This is a genomic window from Flavobacterium sp. FG19, assembly GCF_057809475.1.
In genome coordinates this window covers 71,132-93,358 of sequence record NZ_JBMDKA010000020.1, presented here as the reverse complement: position 1 = coordinate 93,358, position 22,227 = coordinate 71,132, and the positions used below count along the sequence as shown (strand labels likewise).

Sequence of the window (22,227 nt, the reverse complement as noted above, 5' to 3'; positions counted from 1 at the left end):
ATCGTAAAAAGATGAAAAAAAATATTGTACTCATTTTATTTTTTGCCCTGTTTAGCAGTTCAGTTTCAGTTTTGGCACAGACAGAACCGGAAGATATTGCTTTGGCTCCCGATGAATATCAGGATGCTTTTTACGAATCGCTGAAACAAAAAGGGATCGAAAATTATGATAAAGCGATAGTATCTTTAGAAAAATGTATCAAATTAAAACCTTCAGATGCTGTTGCTCATTTTGAAATGGGAAAGAACTACCTCTTTTTAAAAGAGTATCAAAATGCACAGGAAGCATTTGAAAAAGCAGTGCAGTTAGATCCCAAAAACAAATGGTACTGGCTGGGAATTTATGATGTAAGTTATGAAACCAAAAATTATCCGCTTGCTATAGAAACCATTCAAAAAATTATTGTTTTTGATGAAGAGTATAAAGACGATCTGATTACGTTATACATGCTGACAAATCAATACGATAAGGCATTGACGGCGATTACTGAAATGAATGATAAATTTGGAAAATCAGCAGATCGTGATAATTACAAAATGCAGATTTTGTCACAGGGGAAATACCAGAATGCCGAAATTGCCAATCTGACTGAGCAGATCAGGAAGAACCCGAAAGAAGAATCCAATTATGTGAACCTGATTTTTTTGTATTCAAAATCAAATGAAACGGATAAAGCGTTAGATGTTGCCAGGCAGTTAGCAAAAGAACTTCCGGATTCTGAATGGGGGCAGGTAAGTTTGTTTAAAAGCTATTTAGATGCCAATCAGGCTGATAAAGCTATTAAGTCGATGAATGTAATTTTGGCGAGTCCCAAAATAGATTCCAAAATTAAGCATCGAACCTTAAACGAGTTTTTGATTTATGTGAATAAAAATCCTCAGTATTCTGCCGATTTAGAAAAAGCCATTTCCTATTTTGACAATGACAAAGAGGTGGATGTAGCCAAAGAAATTGGAAAATTTTATCACAGTAAAAATCAGTTTGAAAATGCTATTAAATATTATGAAAAAGATTTAACGGCCAATTCAGACACAGATCGTGAAACCAATCTGCTTTTACTTGAAGCGTACAGTCAGGCAAAAAAGTATGAGCCTATGACAAAAAGAGCGATGACTATGATCGAAGTGTATCCAAGCCAGCCTCAGTTTTATTATTATGCAGGACTGGGAAGCAATCAGTTACAGCAGTTTAAGAATGCAAAAACCGTTTTAGAAATGGGACTTGATTATGTAGTGGATGATAAAAAACTGGAAGCGAATTTTAATATTCAGTTAGGCGAGGCGTATAATGGATTGGGGGATGCTAAGAAAAAAGAGGAATACTTTTTGAAAGCAAATGAATTATTAAAACAAAAGAAGTAAGGAGAAATTAAGATGAAAAAATATATTGCAATACTATTACTGTCGGTTTTTGTGATTTCATGTAAGTCAAAAGCGGTAGCGGTTCAAAATACGCCTGCAGCAGCAGAAGTGATTACAAAAAAAGACAATAAGGCAATCGAAAAACATTACGAAAACAAACTGGACTTTTCGACTTTATACATTAAGGCCAGTGCTAAATATGCAGATGAAAAACAAACTCAGAATGTTACAGCCGAAATAAGAATTGAAAAAGACAAACAGATTTTAATAAGTGTCAGATTTTTGGGAATTACAATGGCCAAAGCTCTCATAACTCCGGCAGCGGTAAGCTATTACGAAAAAATAAATGGTACTTATTATGAAGGAGATTTTAGCAGTCTGAGTAAATGGCTTGGAACAGAGTTAGACTATACAAAAGTTCAGAACTTATTAATAGGAGAAGCTTTTGATGATTTAAGAGAAGGAAAATATACGCAGACTATTGTAGAAAACCTTTTCCGTCTGGAAGATGAAAAAGACGAAAACATTAAAAAAGCATTTTATCTGGATGCTGAAAAATACTTAGTGCAGAAAGAAGAAATCTCTCAGCCATCAGAAAACAGAAAATTAGAAATCAATTATTCCGATATTAAAACTTTCAGTCAGGGAACTTTACCAACAGCAATCGAAATTAATGCGCTGCAGCCAAAAGGTACAACCAATATTAACTTAAATTACAACAATATTTCCTTTAATGAAGAACTTTCTTTCCCTTATAGTGTGCCAAGCGGGTATAAAAAAGTTTTAATTAAGTAAATTTGCAAAAATATAAATAGAAAGATGCCAAAATTTCTCCTAAGCCTAATTTTTGTTTGTGCTACGACTTTTGTCTGGGCACAGGATTCGCAGCAAGAAAAACTTGAACAGCGCAAAGCGCAGATTCTTCAGGAAATAAAAGACAATGAAAAAATGCTGCAGTCTGTAAGGAAAAAAGAAAAATCAGCGGTAAACGAATATTTAATCCAGGCAAATAAAATCAAGCTTAAAGAAAAGCTGATTAATACAACAGCAAAACAGGAAAGAATCCTGAGCAACGATATGTATATTAATCAGGTTCAGGTTAATAAACTAAAAAAAGAACTGGCGGTTTTAAAAGAAGACTATGCCAAAATGATTTTAAAATCATATAAAAGCCGTTCAGAGCAGAGTCGAGCCATGTTCATTTTGTCTTCAGAAAGTTTTTTGCAGGCTTATAAAAGAGCACAATACTTAAAACAATATACCAATTTCAGAAAAAATCAGGGTCTGGAAATACAGTCTAAAACAGCACAATTAGTTGATTTTAATCAAAAATTAGACGGTCAGAGACAGGTTAAGAAAAAAATTATAGCCGAAAACCAGAAAGAAAAACAAAGTTTAGAAGTCGAGAAAAAAGAACAGCAAAAACTGGTTAATTCTATTAAAAAAGATAAAAACAGAATTGCTGCCGATATTAGAGCGAAACAAAGTGAATCTAAAAGAATCGACAGGCAGATTGACCGTTTGATTCGTGAAGCTATTGCTGAAGCCAATAGAAAAGCAGCCCTTGAAAAAGCCAAAGAAAATCCGGGATCGACTGCTCCAAAAGCTCCGGTATCCTCTTCTAAAATTGTCATGACTCCGGAAGATAAAGTGTTGGCAGCCGATTTTAAAGCGAATAAAGGAAGACTGCCATGGCCGGTAGAAAAAGGATTTATCTCTTTAGGATACGGAGATCAGCCGCACCCTTTATATCCATCAATTTCTGTTCATAATTCAGGAGTTGAAATTACAACCGAAGACGGAGCCAATGCCAGAGCAGTATTTGCCGGAGAAGTATTCAGTGTTATGGTTTTATCTCCTGTGAATACAGTAGTTATGATTCAGCACGGAGATTATTTTAGTGTTTACCAGAACTTAAGCAAAGTCTACGTAAGCAAAGGGGAAAAAGTTTCTATAAAACAAAGTATAGGTAAAGTAAGAACCAGTGGTGATACAGGAAAAACGGTTATCAAATTTTTGATTCTTCAAAACACAACCAATACCGATCCGGAAAACTGGCTGCAAAACAGATAATGAAAAAGGGAGCTCACAGCTCCCTTTTTTGTTTAATCGTATTGTTCTAAAAAATATTTAATAACATCTGTTGTAGTTACAATTCCTTTTAGTTCCCCTTTATCTACAACCGGCAGAGCATGAAATTCTTCAGTAACAAAGGTCGATGCCAGTTCTTTAATAATGGTGTCCGAAGGAAGGGTTTTAGGTTTTGAAGTCATAACCTGAGGAATGGTCAGCATATCAAGGATCGCTTCGTCAACTCCGTCCTGCCCGTCAAACAAAGCACCGAAAGTCAGACGGTTAATATCGGTTCGGCTTATAATTCCCACAACCTCTTTACCATTTACTACCGGAAGATGTCGAATAGCATTGGATTTTAGTTTTTCTACTACTTTTCTTAAATCGTCATTTTGATTTACAGTCACCACGCTTTTAGTCATGATGTGACTAATTGGTTCTCTTTTTTTCATAATAGATCTGTTTATATTTACATCAAATATGTAAAATAATACTTATAAATTACATGACCTTTATCATTCTTTTATTGAATAAAAATACCCACATCAGAAAAGAATTTTGAGCATACAGGAAGACAATTTCAAACAGAATATCGAGAATAATCCTTTAGTTTATTTGAAATTGCGGCGATTGAAATTAAAAATAGTACTTTTGCACTATGGAAACAAACAGACAGAAAAAAATAGGCAGCGTTATCCAAAAAGATTTGGTTGATATTCTGCAGGGTGAAGTGAGAAAAAACGGAGTTAGTAACCTGGTAATTTCGGTGTCCAAAGTGAGTGTGACTACAGATCTTTCTGTGGCGACAGTATATTTAAGTATTTTCCCTCAGGAAAAGGCAAAAGAAACTTTAGAAGGCATAAAATCAAATACAAATTTAATTAAACATGATTTGTCTCAGCGTGTGCGCCTGCAGTTACGCCGTGTGCCTAATTTAGTTTTCTTTATTGATGATTCGCTTGATTATATCGAAAAAATAGACAATGCTTTAGCAGGTAAAGAAAACCCAATAGAAAACCGTGACCTTTTAGAAAAGAGAAGAAAATCTTAATTTGAATTTCCCATTTTACATAGCCAGACGTTATATTTTTAGCCGAAGTAAAAACAACGCTATCAATATTATCAATTACATTGCCAGCATGGGAATCATTGTGGGCACAATGGCTTTGTTTGTGGTTCTGTCTGTTTTCAGCGGACTTAAAGTTTTCAGTTTGTCCTTTACAAATGAAATCGATCCTGATTTAAAAATGACCAGTACATTAGGAAAATCGTTTTTTATTTCTCCGGAGCAGGAACAGCAGATAAAAAAAATAAATGGCGTTGTTTCTTACACCAAAATTATTGAAGAGCGCGTTTTGTTTATGTTTAAGGACAAACAACGTGTTACTTATCTAAAAGGAGTCGACAGCGTTTATCCTGTAGTTAACGATATCAAAAGAAAACTTTTCAATGGACAGTGGTTAAAACCGGATTCGTATCAGGTAGTAATTGGCTACGGAATTGCACAGGATTTTTCATTAGGAATTCTGGATTTTGAAAATCCTTTACAGATTTATGCTCCAAAACCGGGGAAAGGCGCGATCGAAAATCCTGAAGAAGCTTTCAATAAAACCGACGTACTGCCGGTTGGAATTTATTCGATTAGTGAAGATTTGGATTCGAAATACGTCTTTGCTGATTTAGGTCTTACGCAGGAATTACTGATGTATAAACCCAATCAGATTTCGGGAATTGAATTTCATCTTAAGGAAAATACGGATGAAAAAGCCGTAATTGCCCAGCTTAAAAAGACCTTCAATAATAAAGTAACTTTAAAAAACAGAGCACAGCTCAATGAGTCTCTGTATAAAATGCTCAATACAGAAAATATTGCCGTTTATCTGATTTTTACGCTTGTGATTATTGTGGCCCTTTTTAATTTGATTGGCGCTTTAATAATGATGATTTTAGATAAAAAAGGAAACCTCAAAACCCTTTTTAGTCTGGGAACTGAAATCAACAGCCTGCGAAAAATATTCCTGCTTCAGGGTACACTTTTAAGTATTTTTGGCGGATTGATCGGATTGGCTTTAGGTATTATTTTGGTAATTCTGCAGCAGCGGTACGAACTCATTATGATTACACCAACACTGGCCTATCCGGTTGTTTTTACAGTAGAGAACGTACTTATTGTAATGGGAACAATAGTATCGCTTGGATTTGCGGCTTCTTTAATTGCCAGCAGCCGTGTAAGTAAAAAATTGCTGGATTAATATTTTCGTAAAAATTATTACTTATATTTACCGCCTTGAAAATCTACAGCATATGATTGTTTCTGCCTAATCCTAACTTTATTTTTTAGAATAATTAGGATACTTACGCTTTTACTTTTGAAGTTCAGATTAATACATCTGGACCAATTTTATCATTTATCCTAAAATATCATGACAGAAACATCTATAAAGGAAAGTTTTATTTCCAAAATTTTTACCACAACAAAACAAGCTCTAAAAGGCGACGAATCTTTTGATTATACTTCCGGAAGTATTAAAAAAGCTGTAATTCTATTAGCAATTCCAATGGTTTTGGAAATGATGATGGAATCGGTTTTTGCTTTGGTTGATTTGTATTTTGTAGGACACTTAAAACACAGCAGTTTTGCTATTCAGACTGTTGGACTAACCGAGTCGGTTTTGACGGTTATTTATTCTCTTGCTATTGGAATGAGTATGGCGGCAACCGCAGTTGTGGCAAGGCGTATTGGGGAAAAAGATCCCGTTGCAGCGGCAAAAGCCGGAATGCAGGCGATTATTATTGCATTTGCGGTAAATAGCGTATTGAGCATTTTCGGAATTATTTATGCTAAAGATATTCTAATAGTAATGGGTTCTTCAGTAGAATCAGCAGAACATGGTTTTCGATTTACGCAGATCATGATTGGTTCCAGTTTGTGTATTATGCTTTTGTTCCTAATAAACGGAATTTTCCGTGGAGCCGGAAATGCGGCCATTGCAATGAAAAGCCTTTGGATTGCCAATATTTGTAATATTATTTTATGCCCGATTTTAATTAATGGTTTTGGACCAGTTCCTGCTTTCGGATTGGTGGGTGCTGCTTTGGCGACCACTTTTGGCAGAAGTGTTGGTGTTTTATATCAGGTATATCATTTGTTTTTTGGAAATGGTGTTTTAAAAATTAAAATACCTTATTTCGCTCCTGATTTTACACAGATAAAAGCTCTGATAAAAATCGCCGCTCCCGGAATTTTACAATTCGTTATTGCATCCTGCAGCTGGATTTTCCTGGCACAATTGGTAGCCACAACCGGAGGTGATCATGGTTCAGCCGGATACCAGACGGCTTTGAGGATTATGATGTTTTTCATACTTCCGGCCTGGGGACTGAGTAATGCTGCGGCCACTTTGGTTGGCCAGAATTTAGGGGCTAAACAAATTGAACGTGCCGAAAAATCCGTTTATACCACAGCAAGATATAATGTAATTTTCATGGCTTCAATTATGATTATTACTTTGGTTTTTGGACAATATATTATTTCGTTTTTTACGAATGATGGAAACGTAAAAACCATTGCAGTGGAAGCACTGCAAATCATGAGCATCGGTTTTATTTTTTACGGAATCGGAATGGTTCTGATTAACACATTTAATGGAGCAGGAGATACCTGGACACCAACCGGAATTAATTTCTTTGGGTTCTGGCTCTTTCAAATTCCGCTGGCTTATGTTTTAGCCAAACATTTTAACATGGGGCCCACAGGCGTTTTTATTGCCATTCCAGTTGCAGAAACGGCCATTACTATAGCCGGAATTTTCTTTTATAAGAGAGGAAAGTGGAAAAGGGTTCAGGTGTAATAAACTAAATACTCTTCATAAATGAAAAATTTTATTTTGTAAGAAAATTATATTAAGTTTGATTTTTATAATGGATCAAATTTTATACCTTTCATGATTAAAATTAATTTAGAGAATACCTTTGAAGCGACATATGTAAGTCTCAATTTTGACCAATATATTTTTGAATCAGCCTTGAAGGATGATACAATAATTCAGCTTAAAGTTAAGTTTACAAATATTGACGAATCTTTACTGCCTGATGTTTACAATTTAGCTTTTGGGCCAATTGATGAAAATGGAAAGATAAATGATTCTATAAATCTTAAGCACAAGGACAGTAATAAAGTTTTTTCTACAATTATTTTGTTTTCGATAACTTTTTTAAAAAATAATCCTCATACCTCAATTGGTATTGATGGTTCAGATGATTTAAGGGCCAACCTATATCATAGAATGTTTAGATATAATTATAAAAATTTAAAAGATTTTCTAGTGATTATTGGAGTAGATTGGTATGTGAGATTACTACGAAACGGGACAATTGAGTTAGATAATAATGGATTAGCCTTTTTTAAGCCAAAACCCGAACCTTTTGATTTTCAAAGAAAAACAAATGATCTTTATCGATATTATATGTTTAATTTAAATCATTAATATTTAAATTTGCTTTATGAAAGATTCTATTCAAAATAAGATTAATAAAATTCAGGAAATTGCTTTAGCTTCTGCATCAAAGAAAAATAGTCCAGATCTAACAGATATTCCAGAATCAAATAATAGTGATAATTTAACCAGATCAATTCGAAATGTTAAAGAAGCAGAATTATTTTTTTCTGAGCTAAAATCAGCTATTGATTTAGCTAAGAGAAATAGTTAGAATAATTTTGATTAAAAAATATAGTAATAAAAAGAAAGACCTTCAAAAATATTGAAGGTCTTTTTTATGGATATCTATCAAAGATTATTTGAATTTAAACAAACTCATATCCGGCATAAACTTCTTCGATTTCTTTCATAATCGCGAATAAATCTTCAGGAGCATCAGTTGTAACCAGTTTTTGTTTGAATTCTTTAAAAGAGTGAATTCCTTTGAAATAGTTCGTATAATGACGGCGCATTTCTACAATTCCCAAACGCTCGCCTTTCCACTCCATTGACCATTTTAAATGATTTCTGGCCGCTTCAACACGATCAATTACGGTTGGAGCAGGTAAGTGTTCACCCGTTTTGAAATAGTGTTTTATTTCATTAAAAATCCACGGATAACCAATCGCAGCACGACCAATCATGATTCCGTCAATTCCGTATTCGTTTTTATAATGTAATGCTTTTTCCGGGCTGTCGATATCTCCATTTCCGAAAATAGGCATGGTAATTCTTGGATTATTTTTGACACGGGCAATATGCGACCAGTCAGAATGGCCTTTGTACATTTGCGCACGGGTTCTGGCATGAATGGTTAAAGCCTGCACACCAATATCCTGAAGTCTTTCGGCAACTTCATCAATGTTAATAGAATTTTCGTCCCAGCCTAAACGTGTTTTTACCGTAACAGGTAAATCAGTTCCTTTGATAACCGCTTTGGTTAAACGAACCATTAAATCGACATCTTTTAACACTCCGGCACCAGCCCCTCTGCAGACTACTTTTTTTACCGGACATCCAAAATTGATGTCCACTAAATCTGGTTTTACAGTAGAAACGATTTTAGACGACATTTCCATTGCTTCTTCATCACCTCCAAAAATCTGAATTCCAACAGGACGTTCGTAATCAAAAATATCCAGCTTCATGCGGCTTTTTATAGCGTCACGAATTAATCCTTCTGATGAAATAAATTCAGAATACATCATGTCAGCGCCATGCGTTTTGCATAATCTGCGAAACGGCGGATCGCTCACATCTTCCATTGGAGCCAGTAATAAAGGAAATTCAGGTAATTCTATGTTGCCAATCTTGACCATCTTCATAATTTTTTGCAAAATTACAACATTTCTTCGAATTGACGCGATTTAAGGTTCAAAGGTGCAGAGTAACAAAGGTTCAAAGGCTTTTTTATCAAATAATTGGCAGCTTTTTGTTCCTTTGAACCTTTGCTTCTTTGTCCCTAAATATTAAGTCCGGTAGTCAAAAAAACGAATTGGTTTTCGGCTCATCGGGTTAAAAACCAGTGGATTTAAAACCTCTCTGGAAGCAAACTCTATTTTTGGAGTTACTCTTAGTTTGGCTCTGAAGTGGTCTTTTATTTCCTGCAAAAATTCAGGAGTCTGATGTTTAACTGCAATTTTTATCAGGATTTCATCAGTGCCCAGATCATTAGTTGAAATTTCAATAATATGATTTTCGATATTGTCAAATCCGCTTAAAACATCATTCATTGCCGGCGGATAAAGTGTTGTCCCTTTGTATTTGATCATCTGCTTTTTACGTCCCACAACAGGTCCTACACGAAATGTATTTCTTCCGCAGGAGCAGGGTTCGTCATGCAGCTGTACAATATCACCGGTTTTAAAACGCAGCAAAGGCATGGCTTCAATTCCTAAAGTGGTAAAAGTCAGTTCACCTGTTTCTCCGTTTTTAACCGGTAGATTATTTTCGTCCAGAACTTCTACAATGATTAATTCCGGATGGTGATGACCGCCTTTTCCATGTTCACATTCTGTAAAAGCGGTACTCATTTCGGTAGAAGCATAAGTTGAAAACAACTTAATATTCCATTTATCTGTGATTTTTTTAGATAAAATGTTCATGGCAAAATCCTGTTCACGCAGAGACTCGCCAATGCAAACGGCTCCTTTTATACTCGAATTATTATAATCGATTCCGTGCATTTCGGCATATTCGATCAATTTTAATAAAAACGATGGAACTGTGATTAAATATGTTGGATTATATTTTAAAATAGAGTCCCACTGCATTTCCGGAATTCCGGCACCTACACGAATAACCCCCGCTTTTAGTTTTCGGAGTCCCAGAAAATAAGCCAGACCGGCCATAAATTTTCGATCAATAGTGGTCATTAACTGAACCACGTCGCCTTCGGTAATTCCGGCACAGGCAAACGAAATGGCCTCATTATAAGCCAGCCGGTCCAGATCAGAATCGGTTAAACCAAAAGTTACCGGATCGCCCAAAGTTCCTGAAGTAGAAGCATAGTCGATAATTTTATTCTGCGGAACACATACAAAATCATCATTGTACTGCTGTAAATCTTCTTTTGTCGTCACAGGCAGATGCTGCAGATCTTCCAGCGTTTTGATTTTTGAAATATCAATATTCTGTCCGGCAAAAAGTCTTTTGTAAAAAGGCGAATTCTGACTGATATAGGTTAAAAGCTCTCCTAATTTTTTTTCCTGAAAAATTTTAATGTCTTCTAAAGAATCTTTTTCTATTGCTGGAATCATTGTAACTTTCTTTTGATTTTTTTTAAATATTTTTCAATCTTTTCTTTCTCAGGTGCTGTAGTGATTTCTTTAGTCAAAGCTTTTTCAAAATGAAACTTTGCCTGCTGAAAATCTTTTATTTGGTAAAAATACAATCCTGCTTTATAATACACAACCCAATAATCAGGGTTTAAGGATTGATAATGCCGCAGAAATGCTTCAGAAATGGTTTCTTTCTTTTCTAAAAGCGAATCGATTTGATGATCTTCGGTTTTAAATTTTTTATAATTCTGAAAAGCAGCGGTTTCCAGAAACGGATCTTTGGCAATGTTCAGATTTTCTTTTTGAAGAGAAACTAAAGAATCTTTTTTCCTTTCGTCAAAAACAGCTTTTAAATCATAACATACAAATTCGCCTAACTGATAGGGATTGGCAGAAACCCAGACTAATTTTTCTTTGGGTTTAAAGATAATTCCGTGATGGGCCATCAATTGATTTAAGGCTTTTTCATTACCCAATCCTAAAGGTAGGTTTCTTAATCCTTCTTTATTTCTCAGTATTTCGGATGCAGTTTGCGGATTCACTTTCGGGTTTTCAGACAAAAGTTCCTGCATTCTTTCAAAACGGTATTCAGAATGGCTGTTTACAATTTGTTCCTGATTTCGTTTGTCATTTTTAAATGTATCGCCCTGAAAATGATTCGAACAAATTAACTGGCTGCTGTTTGGCACCTCATAAACGTCCATTTTTTTGGGAGAAACCTCAATCAAAACGGCTCTGTTGTCATTCGCACTTCCTACCATTATAGATTCGGACACAAAAACATTCCGTTTTTTTGCAATAGCAACAGCTTCATCAATAGTTGCAGCGTGTTGTAAAATTTCGCGGGTCAATATCGAAATCGGGGTTTTGGCAATTAACGGAATTTTAGATTTCGAAGCATTAATCGTTACGGTTAATCCTTCCAGGTTCATTCCTGAAACAGCGCCAATCATTCCGGGCCAGGTTACCATCATAAACGGATGACCTTCTTTTGGTTTTATGAAGGCAGCAATTTTATTTTCGGCGAAAGCATCATTGACATAAAAATCAAAATTTCGTCCCATAATTAAATTCCCGTCTTCTGATTTTTCATTCCAGACCGCAAAAGAAGAACAGCCTACCAAAGCCAGATCCTGCAAAGCATGTCCGATATCATGAGCACCATGCAGGTACAAACCTCTCTGGTATTTTGGGGCAATATTGTTAAACTCGTCTGAAGTATATTCTGAAACGCCGTAAATTTCGGTTTGATACTCTTCGGGAACATTCAGGTACAATTTGCGATTGTACCATTTGAGGAATTGGCGCAGCAGTTTCTGCTGAAAATTAGACGGAATGAAATCGTTGATTTTGGAAAAGAAAATCCGCTGCTGTTTTTTTAAAAGAGAATCGGTTAAAGCTCCGGTATTCAGACCAATTTCCAGCGGATCGCCTTCGGCATATAATTCCCAAAGACCCTGTTTATTTTTTAAAAGCGTGTTGTTTCCCGAAATAAAAACCGAATCCGATTTTTTCTCAACCGTTGGTTTTGTTGCATTATAATGAGAAAGATCGGGTTTATGACGCATGGATTTGGATGTTCCGCACGACATGAACAGTTGCGAAAAACCGATACATATAAAAAAGAAAACTCGGTTTTTCATCATTTTTTATTCAGATTCACGATTAATTTTGGTAAGCAGATACTCTTTACCTACAATTTCAGAACAAGTGCCAACGGCTCCAATGGTTACACCCAAAACACCGTGCATATTACTGCTTTGTCCTGTAAGATATAAATTATCCAGCTTTGTTTTTGAAGGAATCATGGTTTTCATTGGATTATTTGAATCTTTAACATATCCGTACATATTTCCGTTATGTCCGCCAATATAATCGCGGTAGGAAAGGGGCGTAGAAGTGTGTATGGATTTGATACAGTCTTTAATTCCGGGAAATTTGAGTTCGATTTCGTCCAGGAATTTAGATGCTTTTCGGTTTTTAAATTCCTCGTAACTTTCTCCCCGGTCGCTTTCTTCGGCAGTTGTATTAAAAGTGTCTGCCCATTGTGCGACATCTTCATATTTCATGTAGGTTAAAAAAGTCATGCCTTCTGCCCATATTTCTTCTTTTTTAGAGACATTCATAGAAGCCATATACGATTTGGGCCAGGAATCTTCGTCGTAATTCTGTGTGGTCCAGACCTCGCTGCTTTTCTTAAAATGATAGAAATTATGATTGCAGTATTTAAAAGTCTCCGGTTTAAAAACAATATAAAGACTGAAGGCCGAAATAACATCGTCAAGATTTTGAATTCGGTTAATAAAAGCTTTTCTGAAGTTTTCTTCCCCTGCCATTTTCAAAGTTGTTTTAGGTTCAATATTCGAAATGAACAGTGCAGCTGAAACCCGGGTTCCGTCTTTTAAATCAGTAGAGATTACTTTGTTTTCCTGCACATTAAAACGGATAACTTCTTTGTATTTATAGAATTCCCCGCCGTATTTTTTGAGCTGTTTTAAAAGCTGTTTGGTAATCTGGCTTCCGCCGTTAATACAGCGCCATGAACTTTGAATATAGGAGTTTACAGAAAGTGCGTGAACATAAAAAGGCGATTTATCCGGAATTCCGGCGTATAAAAAATTAGATCCGGCCAGTACCGCTTGTAACTTTTCATTTTTGGTAAAGGAGTCAATCGTATCTTTTGCATTCAGTTCCAGAATTTCGCTTTCGTATTTTCCTTCCCAGTTTACATTATAAAGCGGAAAAGAATTACAGACCGTTTTTAGTTTTTCGCAGTAACGGGAAAGATTTTCTTTTTCTTCAGGAAAAAAGGCGGTAAGCTGTTTTACGAAATTTTCATATCCCTGCGCATGCGGATATTTGTTTGGATCATCATCAAAAGAAATAACATCAAATTGATTGTCGTCTAATTTCTTTAAATTCAGCTGATCGATGATACCCAGATATTTGAAATATTGATACAGGTTCTGTCCTTTTTCCAAACCTCCGATATAGTGAATTCCGGTATCAAAAATGGTTTTATCGCGAACAAAAGTCTGCAGGTTTCCTCCGTATTGATTGTTTTTTTCGAGTATACAAACGCTGTAGCCTTCTTTAGCCAGAATAACAGCCGAAACCAATCCGCCTAAACCGCTGCCTGCAATGACTACATCGTATTGCTCTTTCATTTATTTTTTGTTTAAAATAATAAGGGTGTTTTCCTCAGAAATAATTTCAAAACCAAACGTAACGATTTGATTTTTTAAAGCTGTACAATTGACTAAAATTACTGAGGAAACTTTTGAAATGACTTTTTCAGTTTCAACAGTATAGCTTTCATCTGAAATTAAAAGAATATCAAATTGGTTTTCAATAACAGCTTCTAAAGTATCAGTATACACTATTTTTCTTTTGCCTGCAATATAATTGGTTTTGGCTACAGCCGATTTTTCTTCATCTGCAATAAATGAAACTATTTTTCGCTGTGGCTCCTTAAGCGCCAGTAAAACATCGAGTTGTCCGTAATCATCAGCAAGGTGTAAAATTTTAGCTTTTGGAGGAATATGCTGGTTTAAGTTGTAATAGACTTCCAGATTTTTTTTCAGGTCCTTTTTTACGCTGTCTCCAATTTCAATTTCTTTGTAATCGTAACTGTTAATCAGCATTTTTTTGAAATAATCCGGTCCTTCAAGTTCCTGTCTTATTCTGCGGTATTCCGCTTTAAAAAATGTACTGATTTGTTTTGTTCTTTCGGTATAATTATTTCCAAATGAAAGATTATCGGGTGTAATTCTTTCTAAAATCGAAATGGTAAGGGCACTTTTATGAATTACAAAATCGCCTTTTGGAATGGCTTCTGAAGCACCGTGAATAACAACCGGGATGATATCTAAATTGAATTCTTCGGCTAAAAAGAAAGCCCCTTTATGAAATCTTTTAATGACGTTATTCTCTGAACGTGTTCCTTCCGGGAAAACCATTAAAGAATATCCTTCCTCTACTTTTTTTCGTAAATGTTCGACACCGCCTTCAATACCTTCAGAAACGGGATAAAATCCGGCTTTTCGAACAATACCGCCAAAAATAGGAGAGTTATAAACCCAGTCGCTTACCAAAAAGATAATTTTTGGACTCAGCATTCCCATTGCTAAAATATCAACAAAAGAAGAATGATTGGCAATAATGACTGCTGGTTTTTCGAATGTTTCATTAAAATTATTAATGACTTTTTTGCGAATAAACGGGTTGGAATATAATACTGATTTCATCAATTTTGAAACCACATATCTAAATCCTTTCATTTTTGTTTTGGCGCTCAGCGGAATAATCGGCATGAGCGTAAAACTGAAAACCGACATAATAAAACCGCCCAGGCCATAATAGGTAAACGAAATTACACCGTGAATAAAAGTACGGAGTTTAAAGGGAGGATTTCCTTTTTTGGGACGATTTGATAAAAAGACTTTAAACAGAATCGGGTAAAAAATAAAGGTGATAATCAGTGCGGCAAAAACCCCGATTAAAGAGACTGAAGAAATAGATCTCAATGCCGGATGTCTGGCAAAAATCATCGCACCAATTCCCAGAATAGTAGTGATTACTGCCAGAATTATAGAGGTTCTGTATATGGCAATTTCATTTTTTCCGTTGGTATATTCTTTTTGCAGAGCGCTGGTCATAAAGATGCTGAAATCGACTCCGTGACCAAAAATAAGGGTGCAGACAATCATACTGAAGATGTTCATCTGTATATCAAAAATCTCCATAATTCCTGCTGTTACAATTCCGGTTAAGGCAATTGGTATACAGCTGATGATGACCAGTTCGATCCTTCTGAAAAAGAAAAACAAAATCAGTATTACGGCAATAAAAGAATAATTGACAAGGGAGTTAAAATCGGTTTTTAAAGTACTGAAAAAAGTTTCGTTCATCTGCTGGCGGTCAATCGCTATAATATTGTTTCTGGCCGATGTTGATTTTACAAAATGATCGCGTTGTTCCGGAGTAACTTTTACCAAAGTAGAAATGGTATAAAAGCCCTTTTTTTCGGTTATGAATTCTTTTAGCTGTAAAGCCTGAATTTTTAAATAATCTTCTGTCGAAATAGTTTTGAAATCAAAGTCTAAATGATCAAAAAATAAGGAATAGGCGGTAGGTTTAAAACCCAGTTTTGATCCTTCGGCAATTAATCCGTTTTTTAAAATCTGTTTTTTATCGGAACTCCAAAACGAATTCCATTTCTTGATTTTTTGTTCTTGTTCTTTTTTTGAAAGCACAATTCCGCCAACGGAACTAAAATTCAAAATTTGGTTTTGTTGTTTTTCTTTTGATAAATCGGCAAAAAGCTGAGAGTTGTTTTGAAGTACATTTTCCATGCTTGTTCCGTAAGCGGCTGCATAGATGGTTTTAGAAGTAAGACTCGTACTTTCTTCGAGTTCTTTTTCGGCGGCTTTAATGTCTTTTGGAACAAAATTTAACTGTGATAAATCGTTGTTGAAGCCCACATCATTATAAGTAAAACAGCAGACAATGGTAATGATAACGCAAAAGCCGATTAAGAATTTGTTATTGTGAAATGAAAAATGAGCGAGTTTATCAATCACATTTTTCTTGTGTTCAAAATTGTTTTCTTTTGGTTTGTAGAGGTGAGGCACAATCAAAAGAGAGAAAATGGCGGAAGCCATCACGATAACAGCTGCAAAAATTCCGAGATCGTTCAACGCATCAGATTTTACAAAAAGCAGACATAAAAAGGCCACGGCAGTAGTAGAACTGCTCATAATAACGGGCATCGTAATGTCTTTATACAAGGTTTTGATATCGCTGTTATGTTTGTAATGCGTCAGGATATGCAGCGAATAATCGATCGTGATTCCTAATAAAATGGAACCAATCCCGAGTGAGATTGCGGAAATCTGCTCTTTTACAAAATATAAAAAAGCAACAGCAAATAAAGCCCCGAAAACGGTTGGAAGAAATATAATTAACGGAATAAATATTTTTCTGTAAAATAGAATGAGGATCAGCATCAGGGTAAACATGGCGATAGAAGTGGTCAGAACAATATCGCTTTTGATTTGTTTGGCATTGGCCGCTGCAATCAGAGCCGAACCAAAATAGCTGACTGCTGTTTTTCCTTTAAACTGTGTATTTAAATTTTCCTGAATCGATTTTAGTTTCTCAGCAAAAATGCTGTTTTTTTCGGTTTCGCTTGACGAAATATCGGAAGTTATAAAAAGCAGTAATTTCTTTTTGTCTTTGGTCATTACAAAACCATTGTCAAGCGTAAAGTCGTCGCCAATATTTAACTGCTGTAGTTTTTTTAAAGCAATAAAAGAAATGCCGAACGGATCCTGCAGAATAAAATCTTTGGTGATAAAACCGGAAGGAGAAATAATCGATTTGTAATTTCCCTGAACGGTTGCCGCAATACTGTCTTTTTGCAGTTTTTGCTGTATGGAAACATAATCTTTATCGTCCAGAAAAAGAGGCAGATTGTTGTAAACAAAATCGATGGTTTCCTGAATGTTTTCTTCGTCAATTTTGCCCTGGATGCCGCTGATGTAAGGTTGGCAGGATTTGGAAACACTGTCTGAAAAGACCTGTGCCATTTCTTTTAAATCGTCGGCAGTACCGTTTTTTTCGAGTTTAAAAATTACGGTGGTTTTATCGGCAAAGTTTAATTGTTTTAAAACTTTTGCCGTGGCATCCGCTTTGTCATTGGCCGGAATAAGTTTGGTGATGTCTTCTTCAAATTTAATCTGAGAAGCAAAAAAGCCAAAAATAAAAAGCATCAAAACAGCCAGAAAAACCGAAAGAGATTTTTTTCGATTTACAAATAAGTGAATGGCGTAAAAGTATTGATGCATGGTAATTTTATTTTTTTTCGCTGCGAATTCACGAATTACTTTAATTAAAATTTATAATGATTCGTGAATTTGCGGCTATTGACATAGATTGAAAATCATTTAAATCCTTTTAATCTGTGGCAAACTTAACTTAAATATTCGTTTTATTTTTAGAACTAAAAGCCGTTAAAAGCAAATAACTTATTAATCCTGCTGATAGTGCTAAAACGGTTGCTAAAATAAGACTTCCAACGATATATTGTGCAGCGTTTTTTTGAATATCGTCAAGTGTGGCGGAACTGTCCAAAATCAGCGGTGCATCACTTGAAATAAACAAACTTCCCGTTTTTAGTGAACCATAGATTACAAGCGGAATAAACGGAGGAAAACTCACATTGGAAGACAAAAAAGCAATTACTTTATTGAGCCTGAACAGAGCTGCGAAAGTAAAAAGAAGTATGGTCTGAAATCCCCAGAAAGGAGAAATTCCGATAAAAATTCCTAAAGCAATCGAGGCCGATTTTATAAAATTCGAGTCATTGCTTTCTAAAATATCTTCGAGAAAGAATTTTTTAAACCCTTTTTTTTTTGCCCGTCGAAAGAAATCGCGAGGTTTGATATACAGCAGGGCATTGGTAACCAAGACGGTATTTAAAATACTGATTCGGGTAAAATCTCTGAAAGGACGAAAATGGGATACACGTTCTGCCGGGTCATACAAAATCTGAATCGGGATATTTTTAACGGTAATTCCTTTCCATGCCGACCGGACGATTACTTCGATTTCAAACTCAAATTTATTGGTGTAAAATCGTTTTGGAAGCAGTCGAAGCGGATACAGTCTGAAACCGGATTGTGTATCATCGAGTTTAATTCCGGTTTCAAATTTGAACCAGAAATTGGAGAATTTATTTCCGAAACTACTTTTTTTAGGAATATTTTCCTGTGTCATGTTTCGGCTGCCGATTAAAAGAGCGTTAGGCTCTTTTTGAATTTCTTCAATGAAATTAAGGATATCAGAAGCAAAATGCTGGCCGTCAGAGTCAATCGTTATGGCGTATTCAAAATTTAGCTCAGCAGCTTTTCTAAAACCATTTCGCAGCGCTCTTCCTTTTCCCAGATTTTTTGGGTGGTGAATTTGAGTCAGCTGCGAATATTGTTTTAAAATTTCTGCTGTTTCATCAGTAGAACCGTCGTTGACAATGATAATATCTGAAGTGAAATCTAAAATAGAATCCAGCACTCTTTTTAATGTTTTCTGATTATTGTAAGTGGGAACAATAACGCAGAAAGAAGTTGAATCGAGCAGTTCCTGCTGTGATAAAATGGGTTTCATTGAGAATTTTTCATGAGCTTATTTTACAAACTGTTTCTCTTTTTCGGAGAAACTTTTAGACTGTAAAACAAAGTCTTTTAGATATTCTTTTAAAGCACCGCTCTGCGCTGCATAATAAGTAGTGATGAATTTTTTATCTTCTTTAATATTTTTTTTATATCCTGTAATTGCCAGAACATCTTCCTGAATACTCAGTCTGATCATTCGCATTTCAATATTACTGGGATCGCTTTTGATCGTTGCTTCGAGAAGTTTCGCACCTTCTTTAAAGCGGGAAATTTTACTTCCCATTATGCTTTCAAATTTAGAATCTACCAGAATAGAAGCAGCTTTGTAGGCTACTAAAATTTTCTCATCGTTGTGGGTAACGCCAGAAAGTTTTTCTGTAAATTCTTTGGCATTTGCTTCTGATTTTGCAACATCAGGGTAGATTTTTCGGATAGAAGCCAAATCGGGTGTATTGGCAAAATTTATCCATAGAAGTAGTGATACTAGTAATTTCATAATTATATTTTTTTATACGTATTGCTTAATTTAAGCGCAACGGTGTCGTTAAAATATGCGGTGTTTTTCACCTTTACCAAATCATCTTCTGTGGTTGTAATGTCAAGTTCTAAACGCAGTTCCGGATTAGTTTCCGGATTAATCAATGCCATGAATTTTACATTCGAAAGGGTTTGTATCATCAGTGAACTTTGAGTAATAGACTCTGAAAGTTCTTTAATAATCTGAATCATGCAAACGCCCGGCATAATTGGGTTTCCAGGAAAATGACCTTTAAAAACCTCATGATTGGCATTAACTAATATACGAATATTATATTTAGTATCGCCTGTTTTCTCTTCTGAAAGTACTTTGTAAAAGTCTTTTAAAACCATATTTTTATTTTTTTATTTCGTATCAAAAGAGTACGAAACACCTATTTGAAAATTGACATTTGTATTGTAATCACCAAATAAATAGTGATTATTGGAATCGTTGGTATAGTAATCACTATCCAGAATATCCAGGAAACCTTTTTTAAAGCGAACATCAAAAGCAAGACCAGAGGACATACGATATCCAAGTCCTAAGTTAAAGGCAAAGTCATTATAATTCTTTCTTCGTACTAAATTGTCATTTAAACGGACATCTAATGACGGACCAAACAAAACCTGAAAACCCTGCCCGAATGTGAATTTGTTGATCATGGAAAAAGATAAATAATCCAGTCTTAAATCCTGATATACCACTCCGTCAGTTTGGGTAACAGGGTCAAAATAATTTCGGGCCACGTTGTTGGATCCTTGTTTGATATAGCTTATTTCGGGCTGAAGCGCATATTTTTTGGTTAAGTTTATTTCGCCAAAACCTCCAAAATAAAAATCAGGTCTGTAATCGGCATGCATTTCTGAAATGGTCGAAAGGCTTAAACCTGCTCTTAATCCGGGTTTAAACAAGACCTGTGCCTGTATGTTTAGGAAGGCAAAAAAAAGGAATACGGCAATAACTGCTTTCTTTTTATACATTATTTTGTTTTAAAAGTGTAACTAATCCCAATTTGAAAAACCTGATTTAAGATTACATCATCATAGTAATAATCATCGTCAACACCATCATATCCGTAAATGTCTACGAATCCCTGTTTGATTCTGGCTTCAAATGTTAATCCGTTTGGCAGTGTATAACCAACTCCTGCGACAAGAGCAAAGTCAAAACCTTCAGGATTGCTGTTGATATAATTGTCACTGACTTTTATATCCAAAGACGGACCTGCTAAAATATGAAAACCTTTACCTCCAAAATGATATTTTGCAACGGCACCCAGTGTCAGGTAATTTAACTCATACTTTTCAGAATAATAACGGCCGTTTTCGAAATATCTCCCTTCGTCACCTTGTCTGGAATATGTTATCTCAGGCTGTAACGAAAAATATCGGTTAAATTTAATATTGACTAACCCTCCAACATAAAAATCAGTTTTACTTCTATTATCATCAATATTGGTTAAAGTTGATAAATTTAAACCGCCTCTTAGTCCGGGGCTGACTTTTACCTGTGCCTGCAATTTTACAAGACCGATAAATAAAACGAATACAATTAAGGTTATTTTTTTCATCTTTTGATTAGTTTAATTTTATGGTTACTTTAATTTTCTATTCCGATTTAAAATAGTTCAGCTCGATTTTGAGCTTGATATTTTGATGGATAATCTGAATTTTCTCAGCAAAAATATTATTTTCTGAATTGAAAAAGAGCGTAAATTTTTCTTTTGTTTTAGATGCACTGACGATCTTTTCTAATTTTTGATCTTTTTTAGAGATGAAAAGATAGTGATCGCGTTTGCCGCCTTCCGATTTATAAATTTCAGCTGATTCGTTTTCAAACTGTTCCTGAATTGTATATTCCTTCTTTAAAAGCAGACGAAAATCTTCTTTTAAAGTATTAATCAATATTTTTCGATCTAATTCTGATACAATCGAATTGACTTTAAAATCAGTTTCGGAGATTTCAAAATCCATTAATTTATTTCCAAATTCTGTGGTAAAAACGACTCTGTGCGTAGTGTCGTTTATTTTTTTTGCAATAAAAATTCCTGATAATTCATTTCCGTAAACACTGATGTTGGTTTTATAAACGTAGTCAGTTTTTGAATCAGCAAAATAAGGAACTTCATAAGATGTTTTATCTAATTTTTTGGGTGTATAATTTTTTGTGACTGAGCCGCAAGAAATTAAAACAATTGCCAGAAGGCAGTTAATTAGTAAAAACTGAATCGTCGATTTTTGCATTGATCACTTTATTTTTAAGTACAATTCGGGTATAATCTTCAGAAGATTCTAAAAGTTTTACCTGAACGACAGTTGCTTCTTCTTTGTCAAAAGTCAGTTCAATTTGTTTAATGTATTTTTTCAGCGTAGCATCTTTCGGAATAAATTTCGCCAGATTCTGTCCTTTTAGTTTAAAATATGAAATCGTAAATTCTTTATCATCAAACATATTGCCACTAACACTTCCAACGATTAATTTATTGATTCGGGCAAAAATTTTGCTGTCGCCGATATCCACAGCGCTTTTCTTTCCTTCGTCGTTAATCAGGATTTTTCCGTTTTTAAAAGTAATACTGTAATTGTATGGTTTTTTGTACTGCCATTGTAGAAGGGATGGTTCTTTAAAAACCATTTTGCCTGATGTTTCGATATCTTTAGAAAGAAAATCCAAATGTTTGTACTGAACAAAATCAGTACTCAGGGTTTTGATTTTTTTGGATACAACATTTACGTCTTCTTTAAACTGGGTAATTTCTGCAGTTGTCATTTTTTGCTCCTGGGCAAACAAACTACCTGAAATAAAAAGAATTAGCAGCGCTATTTTAGTTTTCATATTTTGTCA

21 protein-coding genes are annotated in these 22,227 nt (G+C 35.0%); 8 read left to right on the top strand and 13 right to left on the bottom strand.

All coding sequences use genetic code 11. From position 1 onward, the window contains the following. Nucleotides 1-11 precede the first annotated feature (11 nt). The 3 genes from ACODST_RS18895 to ACODST_RS18885 are packed head-to-tail and all read left to right on the top strand — an operon-like array spanning nucleotide 12 to nucleotide 3,434. Entirely contained in the window at nucleotides 12-1,361 is a 1,350-nt protein-coding gene (locus ACODST_RS18895) for a tetratricopeptide repeat protein (RefSeq protein WP_488933647.1), read from the top strand. 12 nt (nucleotides 1,362-1,373) lie between these two features. After that, entirely contained in the window at nucleotides 1,374-2,156 is a 783-nt protein-coding gene (lolB1, locus tag ACODST_RS18890; protein WP_488933646.1) for a lipoprotein insertase outer membrane protein LolB1, read from the top strand. Between the two features lie 24 nt (nucleotides 2,157-2,180). Continuing rightward, nucleotides 2,181-3,434 carry a murein hydrolase activator EnvC family protein gene (locus tag ACODST_RS18885; RefSeq protein WP_488933645.1) on the top strand — a complete coding sequence of 418 codons (1,254 nt, stop codon included), beginning with the start codon at nucleotides 2,181-2,183 and terminating at the stop codon, nucleotides 3,432-3,434. Nucleotides 3,435-3,466: 32 nt separating this feature from the next. On the opposite strand, the gene ACODST_RS18880 is transcribed toward ACODST_RS18885, so the two are convergent. Next, nucleotides 3,467-3,886, bottom strand: coding sequence for a CBS domain-containing protein (locus ACODST_RS18880; RefSeq protein ID WP_488933644.1), 420 nt, complete (start codon nucleotides 3,884-3,886; stop codon nucleotides 3,467-3,469). Nucleotides 3,887-4,092: 206 nt separating this feature from the next. Here ACODST_RS18880 and rbfA point away from each other — a divergent pair, with 206 nt between their 5' ends. From rbfA to ACODST_RS18855, 5 genes are all read left to right on the top strand, one after another. After that, nucleotides 4,093-4,485, top strand: a complete 393-nt coding sequence (gene rbfA / locus ACODST_RS18875; protein WP_488933643.1) for a 30S ribosome-binding factor RbfA — start codon at nucleotides 4,093-4,095, stop codon at nucleotides 4,483-4,485. Nucleotide 4,486: 1 nt separating this feature from the next. After that, nucleotides 4,487-5,686, top strand: a complete 1,200-nt coding sequence (locus ACODST_RS18870) for an ABC transporter permease (RefSeq protein WP_488933642.1) — start codon at nucleotides 4,487-4,489, stop codon at nucleotides 5,684-5,686. A 171-nt stretch (nucleotides 5,687-5,857) separates the two neighbouring features. Next, entirely contained in the window at nucleotides 5,858-7,285 is a 1,428-nt protein-coding gene (locus tag ACODST_RS18865) for an MATE family efflux transporter (protein WP_488933641.1), read from the top strand. 93 nt (nucleotides 7,286-7,378) lie between these two features. Next, a complete protein-coding gene (locus tag ACODST_RS18860) occupies nucleotides 7,379-7,921 on the top strand; it encodes a DUF6934 family protein (RefSeq protein WP_488933640.1) in 543 nt (180 codons plus the stop codon). Nucleotides 7,922-7,937: 16 nt separating this feature from the next. Next, the gene (locus tag ACODST_RS18855; protein WP_488933639.1) at nucleotides 7,938-8,144 is read left to right on the top strand and encodes a hypothetical protein; all 207 of its coding nucleotides are present in this window, start codon (nucleotides 7,938-7,940) and stop codon (nucleotides 8,142-8,144) included. 94 nt (nucleotides 8,145-8,238) lie between these two features. Here the strand turns inward: ACODST_RS18855 and dusB are convergent, their stop codons facing one another. The 12 genes from dusB to lolA2 all read right to left on the bottom strand — a co-directional run bounded on the left by dusB (nucleotide 8,239) and on the right by lolA2 (nucleotide 22,218). Then, nucleotides 8,239-9,231, bottom strand: a complete 993-nt coding sequence (gene dusB / locus ACODST_RS18850) for a tRNA dihydrouridine synthase DusB (protein WP_250348636.1) — start codon at nucleotides 9,229-9,231, stop codon at nucleotides 8,239-8,241. Nucleotides 9,232-9,381: 150 nt separating this feature from the next. After that, the gene (gene flxY / locus ACODST_RS18845) at nucleotides 9,382-10,671 is read right to left on the bottom strand and encodes a flexirubin biosynthesis putative acyl-CoA ligase FlxY (RefSeq protein ID WP_488933638.1); all 1,290 of its coding nucleotides are present in this window, start codon (nucleotides 10,669-10,671) and stop codon (nucleotides 9,382-9,384) included. Continuing rightward, the gene (locus tag ACODST_RS18840; protein ID WP_488933671.1) at nucleotides 10,668-12,335 is read right to left on the bottom strand and encodes a C45 family autoproteolytic acyltransferase/hydrolase; all 1,668 of its coding nucleotides are present in this window, start codon (nucleotides 12,333-12,335) and stop codon (nucleotides 10,668-10,670) included. Before ACODST_RS18840 ends, flxY begins: the two co-directional genes overlap by 4 nt. Before the next feature lie 6 nt (nucleotides 12,336-12,341). Then, nucleotides 12,342-13,859 carry a phytoene desaturase family protein gene (locus ACODST_RS18835; RefSeq protein ID WP_488933637.1) on the bottom strand — a complete coding sequence of 506 codons (1,518 nt, stop codon included), beginning with the start codon at nucleotides 13,857-13,859 and terminating at the stop codon, nucleotides 12,342-12,344. Further along, nucleotides 13,860-17,540, bottom strand: coding sequence for an MMPL family transporter (locus ACODST_RS18830; protein ID WP_488933636.1), 3,681 nt, complete (start codon nucleotides 17,538-17,540; stop codon nucleotides 13,860-13,862). 130 nt (nucleotides 17,541-17,670) lie between these two features. After that, nucleotides 17,671-18,855, bottom strand: a complete 1,185-nt coding sequence (locus ACODST_RS18825) for a DUF2062 domain-containing protein (RefSeq protein ID WP_488933635.1) — start codon at nucleotides 18,853-18,855, stop codon at nucleotides 17,671-17,673. Nucleotides 18,856-18,873: 18 nt separating this feature from the next. Then, a complete protein-coding gene (locus ACODST_RS18820; protein ID WP_488933634.1) occupies nucleotides 18,874-19,359 on the bottom strand; it encodes a hypothetical protein in 486 nt (161 codons plus the stop codon). Between the two features lie 2 nt (nucleotides 19,360-19,361). Continuing rightward, a complete protein-coding gene (locus ACODST_RS18815) occupies nucleotides 19,362-19,733 on the bottom strand; it encodes an ApeI family dehydratase (protein ID WP_488933633.1) in 372 nt (123 codons plus the stop codon). Nucleotides 19,734-19,745: 12 nt separating this feature from the next. After that, nucleotides 19,746-20,363, bottom strand: coding sequence for an outer membrane beta-barrel protein (locus ACODST_RS18810; RefSeq protein ID WP_488933632.1), 618 nt, complete (start codon nucleotides 20,361-20,363; stop codon nucleotides 19,746-19,748). After that, complete coding sequence (locus ACODST_RS18805; protein WP_488933631.1) at nucleotides 20,363-20,953, bottom strand: porin family protein; 591 nt, start codon at nucleotides 20,951-20,953, stop codon at nucleotides 20,363-20,365. The genes ACODST_RS18810 and ACODST_RS18805 overlap by 1 nt, the downstream gene beginning before the upstream one ends. Nucleotides 20,954-20,990: 37 nt before the next feature. After that, the gene (lolB2, locus tag ACODST_RS18800; RefSeq protein ID WP_488933630.1) at nucleotides 20,991-21,626 is read right to left on the bottom strand and encodes a flexirubin biosynthesis protein LolB2; all 636 of its coding nucleotides are present in this window, start codon (nucleotides 21,624-21,626) and stop codon (nucleotides 20,991-20,993) included. Further along, the gene (gene lolA2 / locus ACODST_RS18795) at nucleotides 21,592-22,218 is read right to left on the bottom strand and encodes a flexirubin biosynthesis/transport protein LolA2 (RefSeq protein WP_488933629.1); all 627 of its coding nucleotides are present in this window, start codon (nucleotides 22,216-22,218) and stop codon (nucleotides 21,592-21,594) included. Before lolA2 ends, lolB2 begins: the two co-directional genes overlap by 35 nt. Nucleotides 22,219-22,227 lie beyond the last annotated feature (9 nt).